Origin of the sequence: Streptomyces sp. NPDC091280 (genome assembly GCF_044768565.1) — a bacterium.
In the GTDB taxonomy this organism is placed as follows: Bacteria; Actinomycetota; Actinomycetes; order Streptomycetales; family Streptomycetaceae; genus Streptomyces.
In genome coordinates this window covers 502784-521772 of record NZ_JBIVUZ010000009.1, presented here as the reverse complement: position 1 = coordinate 521772, position 18989 = coordinate 502784, and the positions used below count along the sequence as shown (strand labels likewise).

16 protein-coding genes and 1 rRNA gene are annotated in these 18989 nt (G+C 72.6%); 11 read left to right on the top strand and 6 right to left on the bottom strand.

The annotated features are described in order from the left end of the window. Window positions 1-93 (top strand): 5S ribosomal RNA (rrf, locus tag ACIQPR_RS28565); the annotation flags it as partial. 124 nt (window positions 94-217) lie between these two features. On the opposite strand, the gene ACIQPR_RS28560 is transcribed toward rrf, so the two are convergent. Beyond that, window positions 218-997 (bottom strand): hypothetical protein, encoded by a 780-nt coding sequence (locus tag ACIQPR_RS28560; RefSeq protein WP_403653938.1) that lies wholly within the window; start codon window positions 995-997, stop codon window positions 218-220. Between the two features lie 594 nt (window positions 998-1591). Here ACIQPR_RS28560 and ACIQPR_RS28555 point away from each other — a divergent pair. Next, a complete protein-coding gene (locus tag ACIQPR_RS28555) occupies window positions 1592-2422 on the top strand; it encodes a hypothetical protein (protein ID WP_403653936.1) in 831 nt (276 codons plus the stop codon). A 106-nt stretch (window positions 2423-2528) separates the two neighbouring features. Here the strand turns inward: ACIQPR_RS28555 and ACIQPR_RS28550 are convergent, their stop codons facing one another. After that, window positions 2529-3821 carry a DUF1015 domain-containing protein gene (locus ACIQPR_RS28550; protein ID WP_403653933.1) on the bottom strand — a complete coding sequence of 431 codons (1293 nt, stop codon included), beginning with the start codon at window positions 3819-3821 and terminating at the stop codon, window positions 2529-2531. A gap of 72 nt (window positions 3822-3893) precedes the next feature. Here ACIQPR_RS28550 and ACIQPR_RS28545 point away from each other — a divergent pair, with 72 nt between their 5' ends. The 4 genes from ACIQPR_RS28545 (at window position 3894) to ACIQPR_RS28530 (ending at window position 8032) form a co-directional block, all read left to right on the top strand. Next, entirely contained in the window at window positions 3894-4922 is a 1029-nt protein-coding gene (locus ACIQPR_RS28545) for an HAD hydrolase-like protein (protein WP_403653931.1), read from the top strand. A 61-nt stretch (window positions 4923-4983) separates the two neighbouring features. Next, a complete protein-coding gene (locus ACIQPR_RS28540) occupies window positions 4984-6027 on the top strand; it encodes a FecCD family ABC transporter permease (RefSeq protein WP_403653928.1) in 1044 nt (347 codons plus the stop codon). 95 nt (window positions 6028-6122) lie between these two features. Then, window positions 6123-7118: a FecCD family ABC transporter permease gene (locus ACIQPR_RS28535; protein ID WP_403653974.1), complete on the top strand. Its 996-nt coding sequence runs from the start codon at window positions 6123-6125 to the stop codon at window positions 7116-7118. Next, on the top strand, window positions 7115-8032 hold the full coding sequence (locus ACIQPR_RS28530; protein WP_403653925.1) for an ABC transporter ATP-binding protein: 918 nt from the start codon (window positions 7115-7117) through the stop codon (window positions 8030-8032). Before ACIQPR_RS28535 ends, ACIQPR_RS28530 begins: the two co-directional genes overlap by 4 nt. On the opposite strand, the gene ACIQPR_RS28525 is transcribed toward ACIQPR_RS28530, so the two are convergent. Further along, window positions 8016-8363 (bottom strand): SCP2 sterol-binding domain-containing protein, encoded by a 348-nt coding sequence (locus tag ACIQPR_RS28525; protein WP_403653922.1) that lies wholly within the window; start codon window positions 8361-8363, stop codon window positions 8016-8018. The two genes, ACIQPR_RS28530 and ACIQPR_RS28525, sit on opposite strands and share 17 nt — an antisense overlap. A gap of 42 nt (window positions 8364-8405) precedes the next feature. Between ACIQPR_RS28525 and ACIQPR_RS28520 the strand changes: the two genes are divergently transcribed. The 5 genes from ACIQPR_RS28520 (at window position 8406) to ACIQPR_RS28500 (ending at window position 13573) form a co-directional block, all read left to right on the top strand. Continuing rightward, window positions 8406-8675: a hypothetical protein gene (locus ACIQPR_RS28520; RefSeq protein WP_403653919.1), complete on the top strand. Its 270-nt coding sequence runs from the start codon at window positions 8406-8408 to the stop codon at window positions 8673-8675. A 7-nt stretch (window positions 8676-8682) separates the two neighbouring features. Then, window positions 8683-9498, top strand: coding sequence for a TlyA family RNA methyltransferase (locus ACIQPR_RS28515; RefSeq protein ID WP_403653916.1), 816 nt, complete (start codon window positions 8683-8685; stop codon window positions 9496-9498). Further along, complete coding sequence (locus tag ACIQPR_RS28510) at window positions 9495-10400, top strand: NAD kinase (RefSeq protein ID WP_026179466.1); 906 nt, start codon at window positions 9495-9497, stop codon at window positions 10398-10400. The genes ACIQPR_RS28515 and ACIQPR_RS28510 overlap by 4 nt, the downstream gene beginning before the upstream one ends. A gap of 89 nt (window positions 10401-10489) precedes the next feature. Next, the gene (gene recN, locus ACIQPR_RS28505) at window positions 10490-12208 is read left to right on the top strand and encodes a DNA repair protein RecN (RefSeq protein ID WP_403653971.1); all 1719 of its coding nucleotides are present in this window, start codon (window positions 10490-10492) and stop codon (window positions 12206-12208) included. Window positions 12209-12436: 228 nt separating this feature from the next. Further along, a complete protein-coding gene (locus tag ACIQPR_RS28500; protein WP_403653913.1) occupies window positions 12437-13573 on the top strand; it encodes a glycosyltransferase family 4 protein in 1137 nt (378 codons plus the stop codon). A gap of 10 nt (window positions 13574-13583) precedes the next feature. Here the strand turns inward: ACIQPR_RS28500 and ACIQPR_RS28495 are convergent, their stop codons facing one another. From ACIQPR_RS28495 to ACIQPR_RS28485, 3 genes are all read right to left on the bottom strand, one after another. After that, window positions 13584-15230, bottom strand: a complete 1647-nt coding sequence (locus tag ACIQPR_RS28495; RefSeq protein ID WP_403653911.1) for a PucR family transcriptional regulator — start codon at window positions 15228-15230, stop codon at window positions 13584-13586. Window positions 15231-15273: 43 nt separating this feature from the next. Continuing rightward, window positions 15274-16656 carry an FAD-binding protein gene (locus tag ACIQPR_RS28490; protein ID WP_403653908.1) on the bottom strand — a complete coding sequence of 461 codons (1383 nt, stop codon included), beginning with the start codon at window positions 16654-16656 and terminating at the stop codon, window positions 15274-15276. A gap of 137 nt (window positions 16657-16793) precedes the next feature. Beyond that, window positions 16794-18596, bottom strand: a complete 1803-nt coding sequence (locus ACIQPR_RS28485) for a glycoside hydrolase family 15 protein (RefSeq protein WP_403653905.1) — start codon at window positions 18594-18596, stop codon at window positions 16794-16796. Window positions 18597-18989 lie beyond the last annotated feature (393 nt).

Genomic DNA, 18989 nt, shown 5'->3' with positions numbered 1-18989 from the left:
ACGCCCGGTTACATTCCGAACCCGGAAGCTAAGCCTTACAGCGCCGATGGTACTGCAGGGGGGACCCTGTGGGAGAGTAGGACGCCGCCGAACAATCTTTGGAGGACCCCTGGTCCCAGCGTTCACGCTGGGACCAGGGGTCCTTTTTTGTTTTTCAGCCCGGAGCGCGCCGAGTAGCTGGCTGCGCGAGAATGACTTGCGGTACCGAAGACAGGAGTCACCGATGTCCACCAACTCTCCCGAGGATCGACCGGAGCGCGACCAGCGGCGACGGGACAGTGGTGATCGCGGTGACCGTGGCGGGTACCGCGGAGGACCGAGCCGTAGCAACGATCGCGGGAACGACCGCGGCAGCAGCGGCAGCGGTGGCGGTCGCGGTGGCTATGTCCGCCGTGACGACCGCAGCGGTGGTGGCGGTGGTGAGCGCGGCGGGTTCCGTGGCCGCGACGACCGCTCGGCCGGTCCGCGTCGTGATGACCGTCCCGCCGGCGGCCCCCGTCGTGACGACCGTGGCGGCGATCGTGGTGGCTTCCGCCGGGACGATCGCGGTGACAACCGTGGCGAGCGGCCCGCGTTCCGGCGTGACGACCGCGGCGACAACCGTGGTGACCGTGGTGGATTCCGCCGCGACGATCGCGGTGACAACCGTGGCGAGCGGCCCGCGTTCCGGCGTGACGACCGCAGGGACGACCGGCGTGACGGTGACCGTCCGGCCTTCCGGCGCGACGACAACCGCGGTGACCGCGAGCGTGGTGACCGGGGCGGCTACCCCCGCCGTGACGACCGTCGTGACGATCGACGAGATGACCGCCGTAGCGACGACCGTGGCAATGGCGACCGCGGTGGTTTCCGTGGGCGTGACGACCGTCCCGCCGGCCCTCGTCGTGACGACCGTGGCGGCGATCGTGGTGGCTTCCGCCGGGACGATCGCGGTGACAACCGTGGCGAGCGGCCCGCGTTCCGGCGCGACGACCGCGGTGACCACCGCAGCGACCACCGTGGCGAGCGTCCGGCTTTCCGTCGGGACGACCGCAGGGACGACCGTCGTGACGGTGACCGTCCGGCCTTCCGGCGCGACGACAACCGTGGTGACCGCGACCGTGGTGACCGTGGCGGCTACCCCCGCCGTGACGACCGTCCCTCGGGGCCGCGTCGTGACGACAACCGTGGTGAGAGGCCGCCTTTCCGGCGGGACGACAACCGTGGCGAGCGGCCCGCGTTCCGGCGCGACGACCGCGGAGACAACCGCGCCGAACGGCCGGCCTTCCGTCGCGACGACCGCGGCGACACCCGGGGTGACAACCGCGGCGACCGTGGCGGCTTCCGTGGGCGTGACGACCGTCCCACCGGACCCCGTCGTGATGATCGCGGGGGGCGTCCCGGTGGTTTCCGCCGCGACGACAGCCGCGGTGAGCGGCCCGCCTTCCGGCGGGACGACGACCGCGGTGGGTACCCCCGGCGCGACGACCGGCGTGACGACCGGCGCGGTGGCGGTCGGTTCCGGGACGACCGGGAGCGTGACCGCGACCGTGAGCCGATCAAGCGGCTGCCGATCCCCGAGGACGTCACGGGCGACGAGATCGACGCGGACGTGCGTCAGGAGCTGCTGAGCCTGCCGAAGGGGCTCGCGGAGGACGTGTCGAAGAACCTCGTGATGGTCGCGCGGCTCATCGACGAGGACCCCGAGGGCGCCTACGCCTACTCGAAGATCGCCCTGCGGCTGGCGTCGCGCGTCGCCGCCGTGCGTGAGGCGGCCGGGTTCGCGGCGTACGCGAACCAGAAGTACAGCGAGGCGCTGGCCGAGTTCCGGGCCGCGCGGCGGATGACCGGCGGCGTGGAGCTGTGGCCCGTGATGGCCGACTGCGAGCGTGGGCTCGGGCGGCCGGAGAAGGCGCTGGAGATGGCCGGGGCCTCCGAGGTGCACAAGCTCGACAAGGCTGGGCAGGTCGAGATGCGGCTCGTCGCGGCCGGTGCCCGGCGTGACATGGACCAGCTCGACGCGGCCATCGTCACTCTCCAGAGCCCGGAGCTGGCCTCGAACACCGTGCAGCCGTGGACCGCGCGACTGCGCTACGCGTACGCCGACGCCCTGCTCGCCGCCGGGCGCGAGGACGATGCGCGGGAGTGGTTCGCCAAGGCCGTGGAGTCCGACAAGGACGGCAGCACGGACGCGTCGGACCGGCTCGCGGAGATGGACGGTGTCGAGTTCGTCGACGCGTTCGTCGAGGACGACGAGGACGGTGAGGACATCGGTGGCGACGTCGATGCCGTCACCGAGGTCGTCGACGAGGCCTCCGTGGCCGACGAGGTGGATGTCGACGAGGACGACGACATCGCGGACGACGACGACATCGAGGATGACGAGGACGACGAAGTCGAGTCCGCTGCCGAGGTCAAGGGCACCGACAACGACAAGGACTGACGGCGGCGCACGTCACCGGTGACGAAGAGAGCGGGACGAAGGGCGGGACTCCGGAATCGGGGTCCCGCCCTTCCCGTGTTTCCGCCCTTCCCGTGTCTCCGGAGGCTCAGGGTTCCAGCGCGCGCAGCACCAGCCCCGACGCCGGCTTCGGGCCGAAGGACGTCGACTTGCGGGGCATCGTGACGCCCTGGAGGGCCAGGTCGCGTACGACCTCCTCGCGGACGGGGTGCATCAACACGGCCGTACCTCCGTCGCGTTCGGCCTTGCGGACGGTGGCGGCGGTGTCGTGGATGTAGGCGATGCGGGTCGGGTCATCCTCGGGGATGAGCCAGACGTGGTCCAGGAGAGTGGCGTGCAGGACCGTGGCGTCCAGGGTGCGCCATGCGGCGGGGCGGTCGGCGGGGATCGTGCGGGCCAGGAGGTCGGGGTCCGGGTGGTCGACCAGGTGGAAGGAGCCGTCTCCGGCGAGGAGGAAGGCGTTGCCCGCGCAGGCCGCGTCGGCGAGGGCCTCCAGGGCTTCCGGGAGGGGCACTTCCAGGTGCTGGACGCGGAAGTGGCCGTCCAGGGCGGCCAGGGCGTCGGCGACGGGGACGCCGTGCAGGAGACGGTGGATCGCGCGTACCCGGAGCGGGTAGCGGGCGGTGTCGACGAGGAGGACGAGGCCGTAGTCCCAGGGGCTGGGGGAGGGGTGCTCCGCGCGTAGACGTCGGTAGGTCGCCCAGCGGTGGTGGCCGTCGGCGATGAGGGCCTGGTGGCGGGCCAGGTCGGTCTGGATGCGGGCCAGCACGGTGGGGTCGGTGACCGACCAGAGGCGGTGGCTGTAGCCGTCCTCCGTGGTCGTCGACAGGAGTGGCGGGTCCTGGGCGACGCGCTCGACGACGGTGGTCGTGTCGGATGGTGAACCGTTGCCCCGGTAGGTGAGGAGCAGGGGTTCGAGGTTGGCGGAGGTGGCCCGCATGAGGGCCGCGCGGTCCGCGATGACGTGCGGCATGACGTCCTCGTGCGGCAGGACCACGCCTTCCGACGGGTCCGTCAGGCGCAGGGCGCCGATGATGCCGCGCTGCAACAGGCCGTTGCCGTCGTGCTGTTCGTATACGTACAGACCGGGCTCGGGGTCGGTGGCGAGGACTCCCTCGGCGAGCCAGCGGTGCAGGGTGTCGGCCGCCTGTTCGTTGCGGGCACTGGGGGTGGTGGCCTGCGGGAGGATCAGCCGGACGATGTTGTGCGGGTCGGAGTCCTGGAGATGGTGCAGACCGTCGGGGCGTACGACGACGTCGTACGGTGGGGACGTCACGGCGGCCAGGCTGCCGACCAGGTCGGGGTCGTAGCGGAGGCCTCGGAACGGGGTGAGTTCCAGGCCTCGGCGCTCCGTTGCTTCCGAGTGACCTGCGGTGTTCATCCCGGCATCGTACGTGTGTCAGTGGCGTGCGGGATGATCGGGTGAAAGCGATCGAACGAGGAGCGATGTGGAATGAGCCAGAGCGTCAGGACGAGTCCCGAAGGCAGTGGCCGGGCCCTGAGCGAGGCGTACGACACGGCGCTGCTCGACCTCGACGGGGTGGTGTACGCGGGGGGTGAGGCCATCGCCCACGCGGTCGAGTCGCTCGCCACCGCGCGCGCGGGGGGCATGCGGCTCGCCTACGTCACCAACAACGCGCTGCGGACGCCGGACGCGGTGGCCGTGCATCTCACCGAGTTGGGGATTCCGACCGGGGCCGACGACGTCATCACCTCCGCGCAGGCCGTCGCCCGGCTGATCAGCGAGCAGGTGCCGGCCGGCTCCCGGGTGCTGGTGATCGGCGGGGAGGGGCTGCGGGTCGCGCTGCGTGAGCGCGGGCTGGAGCCCGTCGACTCCGCCGAGGACGGTCCGGTGGCGGTCGTGCAGGGCTACGGCGGCCCGGACCTGGTGTGGTCCCGGTTCGCGGAGGCCTGTTACGCCATCGCGGGCGGGGTGCCGTGGTTCGCGTCCAACACCGACCTGACGATCCCGAGCGCGCGGGGGATCGCGCCGGGCAACGGCGCGGCGGTGGAGGTCGTACGGATAGCGACCGGGGCCGAGCCGCAGGTGGCGGGGAAGCCGTTGCCGCCGATGCACAAGGAGACGATCCTGCGGACCGGTGCCGAGCGGCCGTTGGTGGTGGGGGACCGGCTGGACACGGACATCGAGGGGGCGTTCAACGGGGAGGTGGACTCGCTGCTCGTGCTGACCGGTGTCACCGACGGCGCGCAGTTGCTCGCCGCGCCGCCGCGGCACCGGCCGACGTATGTCGACGCCGATCTGCGGGGCATGCTCACCGGGCAGCCCGAGGTCACCGAGGCGGGAGACGGCTTCCGGTGCGGGGGTTGGACCGCGCGGGCGGGCCGGGAGCGGCTGGAACTCGACGGTGCGGGCGAGCCCTTGGACGGGCTGCGGGCGCTCTGCGCGGCGGCCTGGACGGCGGCGGGGGACGGCTCCTGCGCGTTGGACGCGGAGAAGGCGCTGGCGCGTTTGGGGCTGTGAGCCGGGCACTCGGGGGGACGCACCGGCCAGGCCGTGCATGAGGGTAGGCTAACCTAAGCTCGTGTTGGTCGACAGTCCCCCCGAACAGCGCGCGGAGACCGCCCCCGCGCCCCCAACCCGCCGCGCGGCACGAGTCCTTGGGCTCTTCGTCTCGGTGGCGCTCCTGCTGCTCACCGCCCTGGCGAGCATCGCGATCGGCGCGAAATCGCTGCCGCCCGGGGATGTGTGGCACGGCCTGTTCCACGACACGGGGACGTACGCGGACGTCGTGGTCGGCGACCGGATCTCCCGTACGGTCCTCGGGCTGCTGGCCGGTGCCGCGCTCGGTCTCTCCGGCGCGGTCCTCCAGGCGCTCACCCGCAACCCGCTCGCGGACCCGGGGCTGCTCGGCATCAACGCCGGCGCCTCGGCCGCCGTGGTCACCGCCATCACCTACTTCGGCGTCACCTCGCTGAGCGGCTATGTCTGGTTCGCCTTCGCGGGCGCGGCGGTGGTCGGCGCGCTGGTCTGGTTCCTGGGCGGCAGCCGGGGCGCCACGCCCGTGCGCCTGGCGCTCGCCGGCACGGCGATCAGTGCCGCACTCTACGGCTATCTCCAGGCCGTCATGATCATGGACGACGCGGCGCTCTCCAAGATGCGCTTCTGGACGGTCGGTTCGCTCTCCTCGGCCACCGGCTCGACGATCACGCAGGTCGCGCCGTTCCTCGCGGTCGGCACGGTCGTCTCGCTGCTGCTGGCCCGGCCGCTGAACGCGGTGGCGATGGGCGACGACACCGCCCGAGCCCTCGGCGCCGACCTCAACCGCACCCGGGCGCTCGCCATGCTCTCCGCGACCGTGCTGTGCGGGGCCGCGACCGCCGCCTGCGGGCCGATCGTCTTCGTCGGCCTGATGGTCCCGCACGTGGTGCGCTCCTTCACCGGCCCCGACCTGCGCTGGATCCTGCCGTACGCCACGGTTCTGTCGCCCGTGCTGCTGCTCGGCGCGGACGTGCTCGGCCGGCTGATCGCGCGGCCCGCGGAACTCCAGGTCGGCATCGTGACCGCGATCCTCGGCGGTCCGGTCTTCATCCTCCTCGTGCGGCGCCGAAGGACGGCTCAGCTGTGAATCCCACTCGTACGACGGCGGAGGGCGGCTCCGCCGGACAGACCGGGCCGGCCCGGGCCCTTCGCGCACGGGCCGTACGGACCGGCGGCCTCTCCCTGCGTCTCGATCCGCGTGCCCTCACGGTCGTCGTCCTGCTCCTGGTCTGCGCGCTCGCCGCGAGTGTCGTGCTGATCGGCACCGGCGACTTCCCGATCGCGGCCGGTGACGTCCTGCGGACACTGTTCGGGGGCGGGGACGCCGGACAGGAGTTCATCGTCAACGAACTGCGGCTGCCGCGTGTCCTCGTCGGGCTGCTGGTCGGGGCCTCGCTCGGGCTCGGTGGTGCGCTGTTCCAGGCCATCTCCCGCAATCCGCTGGGGAGTCCGGACGTGCTCGGCCTCTCGCAGGGGGCGACGGCCGGGGCCCTCGTCGTGATCGTGCTGTTCTCCGGCAGCGCGACCGCCGTCACCCTCGGGGCGCTCGCCGGCGGTCTGGTGACCGGGCTGCTGATCTATCTGCTCGCCTGGAAGCAGGGCGTGCACGGCTACCGGCTCGTCCTGGTCGGCATCGGCGTCTCCGCCGTCGTCACCGCCGTCAACGGCTATCTGCTCACCAAGGCCGACCTGGTCGACGCGGCCCGCGCGGTCGTGTGGATGACCGGTTCCCTCAACGGCCGTGACTGGACCCAGGTCTGGCCGCTGCTCGGCCTGTGTGCCGTACTGCTGCCGCTCGTCCTCGCCAACGCGCGCGGGCTGCGGATGATGGAGATGGGCGACGACGTGTCGTACGCCCTCGGCGTGCGGGTCGAGCGGGTGCGGCTGCTGCTGATGGTCGCCGCCGTGCTGCTCACCGCCGCCGCGACCGCCGCCGCCGGACCCGTCGGCTTCGTCGCGCTCACGGCGCCGCAGCTGGCCCGGCGGCTGACCCGCTCGCCGGGTCCCAACCTGGTGCCCTCGCTGTGCATGGGCGCCACCCTGCTGGTCACCGCCGACTGGGCCTCCCAACGGGCCTTCGGCGCCGACCAGTTGCCCGTGGGCGTGGTCACCGGAGTGCTCGGCGGGATCTACCTGCTGTGGCTCCTGGTCACCGAGCGCAGGGCGGGCCGGATATGAGCAACCGTGTGAACACCTCGGCGAACGAGGACGACCAAAGGAGCACCGTGAACCGCCTGTCCGCCGAGAACGTCACCCTCGCCTACGACCAGCGCGTCATCGCGCGCGAGCTGTCGGTGGAGATCCCCGACAACTCCTTCACGGTGATCGTCGGCCCGAACGCGTGCGGCAAGTCCACACTGCTGCGGGCCCTTTCGCGGATGCTGCGGCCGAGCGAGGGCCGGGTGCTGCTCGACGGGCAGGTCATCCAGTCGATGCCGGCGAAGAAGGTCGCGCGGACGCTCGGTCTGCTCCCGCAGTCGTCCATCGCGCCGGACGGGATCACTGTCGGCGACCTCGTGGGCCGCGGCCGGTACCCGCACCAGGGCATCCTGCGCCAGTGGTCCCAGGAGGACGAGCGGGTCGTACAGGAGTCGATGGCGCAGACCGGGGTCGCCGAACTCGCCGACCGCTACGTCGACGAACTCTCCGGCGGGCAGCGGCAGCGCGTGTGGATCGCGATGGCGCTCGCCCAGCAGACACCCCTGCTGCTGCTCGACGAGCCGACCACCTACCTGGACATCCAGCACCAGATCGACGTCCTCGACCTCTGTGCCGAACTGCACGAGGAGCAGGGCCGCACGCTGGTCGCGGTGCTGCACGACCTCAACCACGCGGCGCGCTACGCCACCCACCTCATCGCCCTGCGGGAGGGCGCGGTCATCGCGGAGGGCGCGCCGAACGACATCGTCACGGCGGAACTGGTCGAGGAGGTGTTCGGGCTGCGCTGCCAGGTCGTCGACGACCCGGAGACGGGGACGCCGCTGGTGGTGCCGGCCGCGCGCAAGGCACGTACGCGGGCGCGGACCGAGCTCGACAAGACGGCGGCGACAGCGGCTGCCGCAGCTGTCACAGGCGCTACAGAAGCTTCCTGAGGCGGAACAGGTCGAACAGGTTGGCCTCCAGCTTCACCCGGCCCGAGCCCCAGGCCTTCGCGAAGTTGAGGCCGCCGTCGACCATGGCCACCAGGTCGTCGCCGGCCATGGTCAGCCTGATCTGGGCCTTCTCCGGCGGCAGGCCCTCCACGGTCTCGTCCACCACGATCCGGCCGCCGGACAGCCGGCCGACGAACGTGACGTCGAGGTCGGTGATCCGGCAGCTGACCGAGCGGTCCATGGCCGCGGCGGCGCGGACGTTCCCGTCGGCCTTCTGCATGTTGTCCGAGAGCTTTTCGAGTGCGGCGCGGCACTCCTCGATCGTTGCCATCGTGATCGACGGTACCCCAGGCCTTCGGGGTAGCGTCTGGGCATGAGCGACTCAGTTCCCGAGGCCGTACCGGAGGCGGAGCCCGCGTACGACCCGGCCGCCCCCGCGCCCCTGAACGTGGACCGCGCGCCCAGCGGCAACCCCGACGTCGACGCCCAGCTCGGGCGCCTCGCCGACACCGACCACCTCGCCACGGACGGGCATGTCGAGGTGTACGAGGATGTACACCGGGGGCTGCGCGACGCGCTCACCGCGCTCGACGCCCGCCCGGGACCTCCGGCGCCCCCATCGACGTACGGCAATAGGAGCTGAACCGAACGTGGCTGGAGTGGCACGCCGCCGTCTCGACGCCGAGCTGGTGCGGCGGAAGCTCGCGCGCTCGCGGGAGCACGCGAGCCAGTTGATCGCCGCGGGGCGGGTCACCGTCGGCAAGACCGTCGCGACCAAGCCCGCCACCCAGGTGGAGACGGCGGCGGCCATCGTCGTCGTGGCGGACGACGACGACCCCGACTACGTGTCGCGCGGCGGCCACAAGCTCGCGGGCGCCCTGGCGGCCTTCGGGCCGCGGGGGCTCGTGGTCGAGGGGCGGCGGGCGCTGGACGCCGGCGCGTCCACCGGAGGCTTCACCGATGTGCTGCTGCGGGCCGGTGCCGCGCAGGTCGTGGCGGTCGACGTCGGGTACGGACAACTCGCGTGGTCTCTGCAGAGCGATGAACGCGTCACCGTCAAGGACCGTACGAACGTACGCGAGTTGACGCTTGAAGCGATCGATGGGGAGCCTGTGGATCTTGTCGTGGGGGATCTGTCCTTCATCCCGCTCGGGCTGGTGCTGCCCGCCCTGGCGCGGTGCACGAAGCCGGACGCGGACCTGGTGATGATGGTCAAGCCGCAGTTCGAGGTGGGGAAGGAACGGCTGGGGAGCGGTGGTGTCGTACGCAGCCCGGAACTACGGGCCGAGGCCGTGCGCGGAGTCGCCCGGCGGGCCGGCGAACTCGGGCTCGGGGTGGCGGGCGTGACCGCCAGCCCGCTGCCCGGGCCGTCCGGGAACGTCGAGTACTTTCTGTGGCTGCGGGCCGGGGCACCCGAACTGGACCCGGCCGATGTTGACCGTGCAGTGGCGGAGGGGCCGCGTTGACACAGAACCGAGCTCGTACTGTTTTCCTCCTCGCGCACACGGGTCGCCCCGCGGCGATCCGGAGTGCCGAACTGGTGGTCAAGGGGCTGCTCCAGTCCGGCATCGGGGTGCGTGTCCTGGAGTACGAGGCACGCGACCTGCCGCTGCCCGACGAGGTGGAGACGGTCACCGAGGCCACCCCGCAGTGCCTTGAGGGCTGCGAACTGCTCATCGTCCTCGGCGGCGACGGCACACTGCTGCGCGGCGCGGAGTTCGCGCGGGCGTCCGGGGTGCCGATGCTCGGCGTCAACCTCGGCAGCGTGGGCTTCCTCGCCGAGGCCGAGCGGGACGACCTCGACAAGGTCGTGGACCGGGTGGTCACCCGGGCCTACGAGGTCGAGGAGCGGATGACCGTCGACGTCGTCGTGCACAAGAACGGCAACATCGTCCACACGGACTGGGCGCTGAACGAGGCGGCGGTGCAGAAGGCCGGCGCCGAGAAGCTGCTGGAAGTCGTGCTGGAGATCGACGGGCGCCCGGTGACCGGGTTCGGGTGCGACGGGATCGTCTGCGCGACTCCCACCGGGTCCACCGCGTACGCCTTCTCCGCCGGCGGGCCCGTGGTGTGGCCCGAGGTGGAGGCGCTGCTGATGGTGCCGATCAGCGCGCACGCGCTGTTCGCGAAGCCGCTGGTCACCTCGCCGGACTCCGTGCTGGCCGTGGAGGTGCTGCCGCACATTCCGCCCGGCGTGCTGTGGTGCGACGGGCGGCGGACCGTCGAACTGCCCGCCGGGGCCCGGGTCGAGGTGCGGCGGGGGGCCGTGCCGGTGCGGCTCGCCCGGCTGCACCACGCCTCGTTCACCGACCGGCTCGTCGCCAAGTTCGCCCTGCCGGTCTCGGGATGGCGGGGGGCTCCCCACTAGCACGATCGCGCGGGGCCACTCCCCAGGGTGACAGGGCGCCTCGCGCTTCTCCCGCCCTACCTCGTAAGGTCTTCACCGTGCTGGAAGAGATGCGGATACGGTCCCTCGGAGTCATCGACGACGCTGTCGTCGAGCTGTCGCCGGGGTTCACCGCCGTCACGGGTGAGACGGGCGCGGGCAAGACCATGGTCGTCACCAGTCTCGGGCTGCTGCTCGGTGGCCGGGCGGACCCGGCGCTGGTGCGGATCGGGGCGAAGAACGCGGTCGTGGAGGGGCGGATCTCCGTCCCTCCGGGCGGCTCCGCCGTGCTGCGCGCCGAGGAGGCCGGGGCCGAGCTGGAGGACGGGACGCTGCTCGTCAGCCGTACCGTTTCCGCCGAAGGGCGCTCCCGGGCGCACCTGGGCGGCCGGTCCGTGCCGGTGGGCGTGCTCGCGGAACTGGCCGACGAGCTGGTCGCCGTGCACGGACAGACCGATCAGCAGGGGCTGCTCAAGCAGTCCCGGCAGCGGCAGGCGCTCGACCGGTACGCCGGGGACGCCGTCACGGGACCGCTCGCCAAGTACGCGGAGGCGTACCGGCGGCTGCGGGCCGTCGCCGTCGAACTGGACGAGATCACCACGCGCGCGCGGGAACGGGCCCAGGAGGCCGACATGCTGCGCTACGGCCTCGACGAGATCGCGGGCGTGGAGCCGCGGGCCGGGGAGGACGTGGAGCTCGCCGCCGAGGCCGAGCGGCTCGGACACGCGGAGGCGCTGGCGTCGGCCGCGACGGTCGCGCACGCCGCGCTGGCCGGCAACCCCGAGGACCCGGAGGGCATCGACGCGGCGACGCTCGTCGCGGGCGCCCAGCGGGCCCTGGAGGCCGTCCGCTCGCACGACTCGGCGCTGGCCTCGCTCACCGACCGGATCGGCGAGATCGGCATCCTGCTGGGCGATGTGGCGGGGGAGCTGGCGGGCTACGCCGACGACCTCGACGCCGATCCGCTGCGGCTGGCGGCCGTGGAGGAGCGGCGGGCCGCGCTCAACGCGCTCACCCGGAAGTACGGCCAGGACATCGCGGCCGTGCTCGCCTACGCCGAGCAGGGGGCCGCGCGGCTCACCGAACTCGACGGCGACGACGAGCGGATCGACGAGCTGACCGCCGAACGGGACGCGCTGCGGGGCGAACTGGGCGGGCTGGCGCAGGCGTTGACCGACGCCCGGACGGAGGCGGCCGAGCGGTTCGCCGCGGCCGTCACCGCCGAGCTGGCGTCCCTCGCGATGCCGCACGCGCGCGTGTCGTTCGAGATCCGGCAGACCGAGGACCCGGAGGGCGTCGAGGTCGGCGGGCGGGCGGTCGCCTACGGCCCCTCGGGCGCCGACGAGGTCGAGCTGCTGCTCGCCCCGCACCCCGGCGCCCCGCCCCGGCCCATCGCCAAGGGCGCCTCCGGCGGTGAGCTGTCGCGCGTGATGCTGGCCGTGGAGGTCGTCTTCGCGGGGACCGATCCCGTGCCGACGTATCTCTTCGACGAGGTCGACGCCGGTGTCGGCGGCAAGGCGGCGGTCGAGATCGGCCGGCGGCTCGCCAAGCTCGCGAAGACCGCGCAGGTCGTGGTCGTCACGCACCTGCCCCAGGTGGCGGCCTTCGCCGACCGGCAGCTCCTGGTCGAGAAGACCAACGACGGGTCCGTGACCCGCTCGGGCGTGAAGGTCCTCGAAGGGGAGGAACGGGTACGGGAGTTGTCCCGGATGCTGGCCGGCCAGGAGGACTCGGAGACGGCCCGCGCACACGCGGAGGAACTGCTGGCGACGGCACGCGCGGACGGCTAGGGCGCGCCCGTCGTTCAGGCGGCGCGCGCTTCTCACTCGTACGGGTGACATCCCCCACCCGTGTTGCCCTTCCGTACGGGCTCCTGGGTCTTTCGCGTTGTCGGAACACCCGTACGTACTGGCATCCTTGAGTTGGAACGCGTAGGAAGCGTGCGGTACACCCCCACCGCGCGATCCTTCTGTACTTTCTTCGTGACCGCCCGTCGCCGAACCAGGAGCCCCGGCCACGTGACCCCCGTGAGCAGCCACTCACCGCACGGCCAGTCGCCGCTGCGCACCGTGCAGGTGCTCGGCGGAGGCAACGCCGCCAGCAGCGCGCATGTGCGCTCCCTGGCCTCCGGGCTCGTCGCGCGGGGCGTGCGGGTCACGGTGTGCGCCCCCGTCGAGGCCGATCACACCTACGACTTCACGGGCGCCGGCGCCGAACACGTGCACGTACCGCGCAGCAGCGACCCGTCCTCCGTGGCCGCGTTGCGCGCCGCCTGCGCCGATGCCGACCTGGTGCACGCGCACGGGCTGCACGCCTCCTTCCGCGCCGTCCTCGCGCTCAGCGGCCGGCACACGCCCCTCGTCGTCACCTGGCACGACCGCGCCCACGCCGAAGGCGCCCGCGCCCATCTGCTGCGGCTGCTGGAGCGGCGGGTCGTGAAGGCCGCCGTCGTGGTGCTCGGCGCCACCTCCGACCTCGTCGACCGGGCGCGCCGGACCGGCGCCCGGGACGCGCGGCTCGCCGCCGTAGCGCTGCCGGGGCCGCGCCGGGCCGTCGAGTACGAGGATCCCGACCGGCCGGGCTCCAAGCTCCGCGCCGAACTCGGCACCACCGACCGCCCGTTGCTCGTCGCCGTCGGCTCGCTCGACCGGCAGCGCGGCTACCGCACACTCCTGGACGCCTCGCGCGGCTGGTGCCGCCTCGATCCGACCCCGCTGCTGGTGATCGCCGGGGAGGGGCCGCTGCGGCCCGAGTTGCAGCGCCGGATCGAGGACGAGGAACTGCCCGTCCGGCTCGTCGGCAGCCGCGACGACGTGCGCGAACTGCTCGCCGCCGCCGATCTCGCGCTCCTGCCCAGCAGTTGGGAGTCCCGCTCGGTGATCGCGCAGGAGGCCCTGCACGCCCGCGTCCCCCTGGTCGCCACCGCCGTCGGCGGCATCCCCGAACTCGTCGGCGACGCCGCCGAACTGGTCCCCTACGGCGACGCCAAGGCCCTCTGCGACGCGGTCACCCGACTGCTCGGGGACCCCGAACGCCGGGAACTGCTCCGGGAGAACGGCGTCCGACAGGCCTCCACCTGGCCCACGGAGGACGAGACGGTCGCCCAAGTGCTGAGTGTCTACGACGAGTTGACCCAGCCCCTGCCGCTGACCTGAGCGGTCCCCGTCACGGCACGAGCCTGCGGGCGCGCAGCGCCAGGCTCAACGCCAGTACCGTCTGCGGGTCTTCGAGGTCGGTGCCCAGCAACTCCCCGATGCGGGCGAGCCTGTTGTAGAGCGTCTGCCGGTTGAGGTGGAGTTCCCGGGCGGTCTCCGCCTTGCGGCCCGCGTGCGCCAAGTACGTCTCCAGCGTGGGCAGCAGGGGCGGTTTCGAGCGGTTGTCGTGGTCGCGGAGCGGGCCGATCGCCCGGTCCACGAAGGCCGCCAGGTCGGGATGGTCGCGCAGCCGCCACAGCAGCAGCTCGATGTCCAGGCGCCGGGCGTCGTACCAGGGGCGGTCGGACAGGCCCTGGGCCGCCGTCGCCGTCTCGGCCGCGTGCCGCAGTCCCGCCGAGGCCGCCGTCCAGCCGCCGGCCACCCCGACGACCACGATCGGCGGCTGCGCGCCCGGGCGTTGCATCCCGGCCCGCTCCACACCCGCCCGCAGGGCCGCCGCGACCCGGTCGGCGACGGCCGAGCGCTCCGACTCCGAACGCAGCCCGAGCAGCAGCGGGACCCGGCCCTCGACCGGCCGTACGCCCAGCAGGACCGGGACGCCCACCGAGGCCAGTTCCTCGGCGACCGCGCGGGCCAGGACCGCCCAGCCGCCGCCGGGGGAGGCCAGCGCGTCGCCGAGGCGCATCACCACCGGCAGCAGCGGGCTGGTACCGGGCTTGAAGCCCAGCACCCGGGCCTGCGCCGGGGCGTCCTCGGCGGCGATGCGGCCCTCGGCGAGGTCGGTGAGGAAGTCGCCGCGCCCGCGGGCCGCCAGCTCCTCCTCCTGGCGGGCCTGCATCAGGACGACGGCCAGACTGCCGGCGGCCCGTTCGGCGGCGATGCGGTGCACGGGGGCCAGCGGAGCGCGGACCGGGAGGAGCACGATCCGCGCGCGGACGGAGCCCGTGCCGGGGCCGCCCCCTGGCACGTCCACGAGTACCGAACCGGCGGGCGGCGGACCGTCCTTGTGCTGGCCGCGCAGTCCCTCCCACACCTGGAGCGGGTCGGCGCCCTCGGGTCCGGAGCCCGCCGCGTAGAGGAGTTGGCCGTCCGGGGTCTCCAGGAAGACCGGGTTGCCGCTGAAGTCGGCCAGGATGCCCAGGACTTGAGGGATGCCACCCCCGCCGAGCAGGGCCTCCGTGCAGCGGCGGTGGACCTCCTCGGCCTGCTGGAGCAGCGCGTAGTGGCCGTTGACGATCTCGGTGTGGATCTCCTCGGTGACCGCGACGAACGGCACCTCGCGGTGCAGCTGGACCAGCGGGAGACCGGTCGCCCGCGCCGTCTCGACGAGGGTCGCGGGCAGGCGGGTGAAGCGCGGGCCGAGTTCGACGACCAGGGCCGCGATCCCCCGCTCGGCCAGCGTCCGGACGAACGCGCGCTGCTCCGCCGGGCGGGTACCGAGGCCGTAGCCCGTGGTCAGGAGGAGTTCGCCGCCCTTGAGGAGGGAGGCGATGTTCGGGACCTCGCCCGCGTGCACCCACCGCACGGTCCGCTGGAGCCGGTCGGCGCCCGCCAGGATCTCCGGCAGCCCACTGCGCAGCCCGGGCAGCTCCAGCGCCCGCTGAACGGTGATCCCGGCGCCCTGGCTGTCGAATGTGCTGTCCGTACGGCTGTCCATGCAGCGGACGCTACCTGCGCGGATGCCCCGCGCACATCTCGGGTCAGGCGGGCGCGATGTTGTGGTTGAAGCGGAAAACGTTGTCGGGGTCGTACTCCCGCTTCACCGCCGCCAGCCGCCGGGTGTTCTCGGCGCCCAGGCCCGCGGTCACCCGGTCGGTGCCCTCGTCGCCGACGAAGTTGAGGTAGACCGCTCCGGTGCTCCAGGGCCGGACCCGGGCGCGGACGTCCTTGACCCAGCCGATGCAGCGTTCGTCGTCGGCCGGGTCCTCCCAGATGCCGAAGGGGTGCACGGCCCAGGGCGCGTCCCGGTAGGGCACCGGGTACTCGGCGGGGCCCGAGGCGATGGCGCCGCCCAGCGGGAACAGCACGTGCTGGGTGCCGGTGGGGACCGGCATGCTCTCGCCGAGCGCGCAGTAGACATCCGTGAACGCGTCGGGCGCGCCGGTCAGATACTCGGCCGACCAGTAGTTCCGCAGGTTCGGCGGGTCGTCGAGCATCGTCTGGAACTGCGGGTACGGCAGCGCCGTGACGATCTCGATCTCGTGCGGCAGCGCCAGCAGCGGCTGGGCCAGCTTGCGCAGGTCCTCCTCGGCACCGGCGTAGGTGAGGAGGGCGCCGCACAGCCGGGTGCCGACCAGGTGCTCGGGCACGAACTCCTCGGGCGGGCCGGTGAGATAGATGACCCCGCCGCTCGCCTCCTGCGGGCCGCTCTCGATGATCTCGCGGTAGGTGCGGACCACGTCCGGGCCGTGCTCGGGGTCGTACATCATCAACGCGATAGAGAACTCGGGCAGTTCGTGCAGTCTCAGGGTGAGCGCGGTGGCGATGCCGAAGTTCCCGCCGCCGCCGTGCAGGGCCCAGAACAGGTCCGGGTTCTCCTCGGCGCTCGCGTGCACCACGCGCGCGTCGGCGGTCACCAGGTCGACGCCGAGCAGGTTGTCGACGGCGAGCCCGAAGGCGCGGTCGAGCCAGCCGGAGCCGCCGCCCAGGACGAAGCCGCCGACCCCGGTCGTGGAGACCCGGCCGCCGGTGGTGGCGAGGCCGTGCTCCTGGGTCGCGGCGTCCAGTTCGCTCATGGTGGCCCCGCCCGCGATCCGTACCGCGCGGGCCGCCGGACGCACGGTCACCTCGCGCATGTGGCGCAGGTCCACGACGAGCGCCCCGTCGCCCAGGGCCATGCCGGCGACGCTGTGCCCGCCGCCGCGCACCGCGATCGGCAGGTCCAGTTCGCGCCCGAAACGCACGGCCCGTACGACGTCGGCCTCGTCCACGCACTGGGCGATCACGGCGGGCCGCCGGTCGATCATCGCGTTGAAGACGAGCCGGGCGTCGTCGTAGCCCTGATCCCCCGGGGCGAACACGTCGCCGACCAGATCCTCGCGCAGCGCGGCAAGGGCCGCGCCCGCCTTCGAAGGGGAAGCCATGGCCGCCCCCCTTTCAGAAAGGGGCTTTTGTCCGCTTCCAGCCTAGGCGGGAGACGTGCGGCGGTCGCGCCGGGCCGCCGCACGTCACCGAGCCGTAAGGGGCGTAAGGGGCGTAAGGGGCGTAAGGGCCGTGAGGGTCAGCCGCCGTACGCCCCGGACGCCGTCAGGCGCAGTGCCGTGTCGATCAGCGGGACGTGGCTGAAGGCCTGCGGGAAGTTGCCGACCTGGCGTTGCAGGCGCGGGTCCCACTCCTCGGCCAGCAGGCCCAGGTCGTTGCGGAGCGAGAGCAGCTTCTCGAACAGCTTGCGGGCCTCGTCCACGCGGCCGATCATCGCGAGGTCGTCCGCCATCCAGAACGAGCAGGCCAGGAACGCGCCCTCGTCGCCGGGCAGGCCGTCGACGCCCTCGTCCTCGCCGGAGGTCGGGTAGCGCAGGATGAAGCCGTCCGGGGTGGACAGCTCGCGCTGGATCGCCTCGATCGTGCCGATGACCCGCTTGTCGTCCGGGGGCAGGAAGCCCATCTGCGGGATGAGCAGCAGCGAGGCGTCCAGCTCCTTCGAGCCGTACGACTGGGTGAAGGTGTTGCGCTCCTTGTCGTAGCCGCGCTCGCACACGTCCCGGTGGATGTCGTCGCGCAGTTCGCGCCACTGCTCCAGCGGGCCGTCCGCGTCGCCCGACTCGATCAGCTTGATCGTGCGGTCGACCGCGACCCAGGCCATCACCTTCGAGTGCACGAAGTGGCGGCGCGGGCCGCGCACCTCCCAGATGCCCTCGTCCGGCTCGTCCCAGTGCTTCTCCAGGTAGCGGATCAGCTTGAGCTGGAGCAGGGAGGCGTAGTCGTTACGGGCCAGGCCCGTCATGTGGGCCAGGTGCAGGGCCTCGGTGACCTCGCCGTAGACGTCCAGCTGGAGCTGGTGCGCCGCGCCGTTGCCGACCCGGACCGGGCCGGAGTTCTCGTAGCCCGGCAGCCAGTCCAGCTCCGCCTCGCCGAGTTCGCGCTCGCCGGCGATGCCGTACATGATCTGGAGGTTCTCCGGGTCGCCGGCGACCGCGCGCAGGAGCCATTCGCGCCAGGCGCGGGCCTCCTCGCGGTAGCCGGTGCGCAGCAGCGAGGAGAGGGTGATGGCCGCGTCGCGGAGCCAGGTGTAGCGGTAGTCCCAGTTGCGGACGCCGCCGATCTCCTCCGGGAGGGAGGTGGTCGGCGCGGCGACGATGCCGCCGGTCGGGGCGTACGTGAGGGCCTTGAGGGTGATCAGGGAGCGGACGACGGCCTCGCGGTAGGGGCCGTGGTACGTGCACTGCTCGACCCACTCGCGCCAGAACTCCTCGGTCGCCTCCAGCGACTGCTCCGGCTCGGGGAGCGCGGGCGGCTGCTTGTGCGAGGGCTCCCAGGAGAGGGTGAACGCGATGCGGTCACCCGGCGCGACGGTGAAGTCGGCGTAGGTCGTGAGCTGCTTGCCGTAGGTCTCCGCCGTGGTGTCGAACCACACCGAGTCGGGGCCCGCGACGGCGACCGTACGGCCCTCGTGCTTGTGCACCCAGGGGACGACCCGGCCGTAGGAGAAACGCATGCGGAGGGCCGAGCGCATCGGGACGCGGCCGGAGATGCCCTCGACGATGCGGATCAGCTGGGGGGCGCCGTCGCGAGGGGGCATGAAATCGGTCACGCGGACCGTGCCGCGCGGGGTGTCCCACTCGGACTCCAGGATCAGCGAGTCGCCGCGGTAGCCGCGCCGGGCCGCGGCGGGCGGCGGCGCGTCGGAGGCGTGGGCCGGGCCGAGCCGCCAGAAGCCGTGTTCCTCGGTGCCCAGCAGACCGGCGAAGATGGCATGGGAGTCGAATCGGGGCAGGCACAGCCAGTCCACCGTGCCGTCCCGGCAGACCAGGGCGGCGGTCTGCATGTCTCCGATGAGTGCGTAATCTTCGATGCGCCCGGCCACGTGCAACTCCAGTCGAACGGCCACGTCGCCCCAGGAAGAAGGGGCGGTCGCTGTGTGCGGTCAAGGGATCGTTTGTAGTGCGTCGTTGAGCCATGAAGCAAATGGGGGTCGTTGCCCAACGGGCCGACGAGCTCTCGTTGTTCCGGGTGATACGGACGGGGGTGGTGCCGTGTTCCGGACCGGCTCGGCGGCGAGTGTCCGAGCAGGATACGACGCACGTAGATGATCTGTGTGCCGCTCTCGCCAACGGACCTGGGCCGAACGGGTGAGCAGCACGTGAGAAGCAGGTAACCAGGGCGCGTCCGGGTCGACGCGTGTCACCAGTGTGTCGAGGCGGCTGCGGAGCGTGGCCGGAAGCCATCTCCTCCGGGCGCTGATACCCTGGTAGCCCGT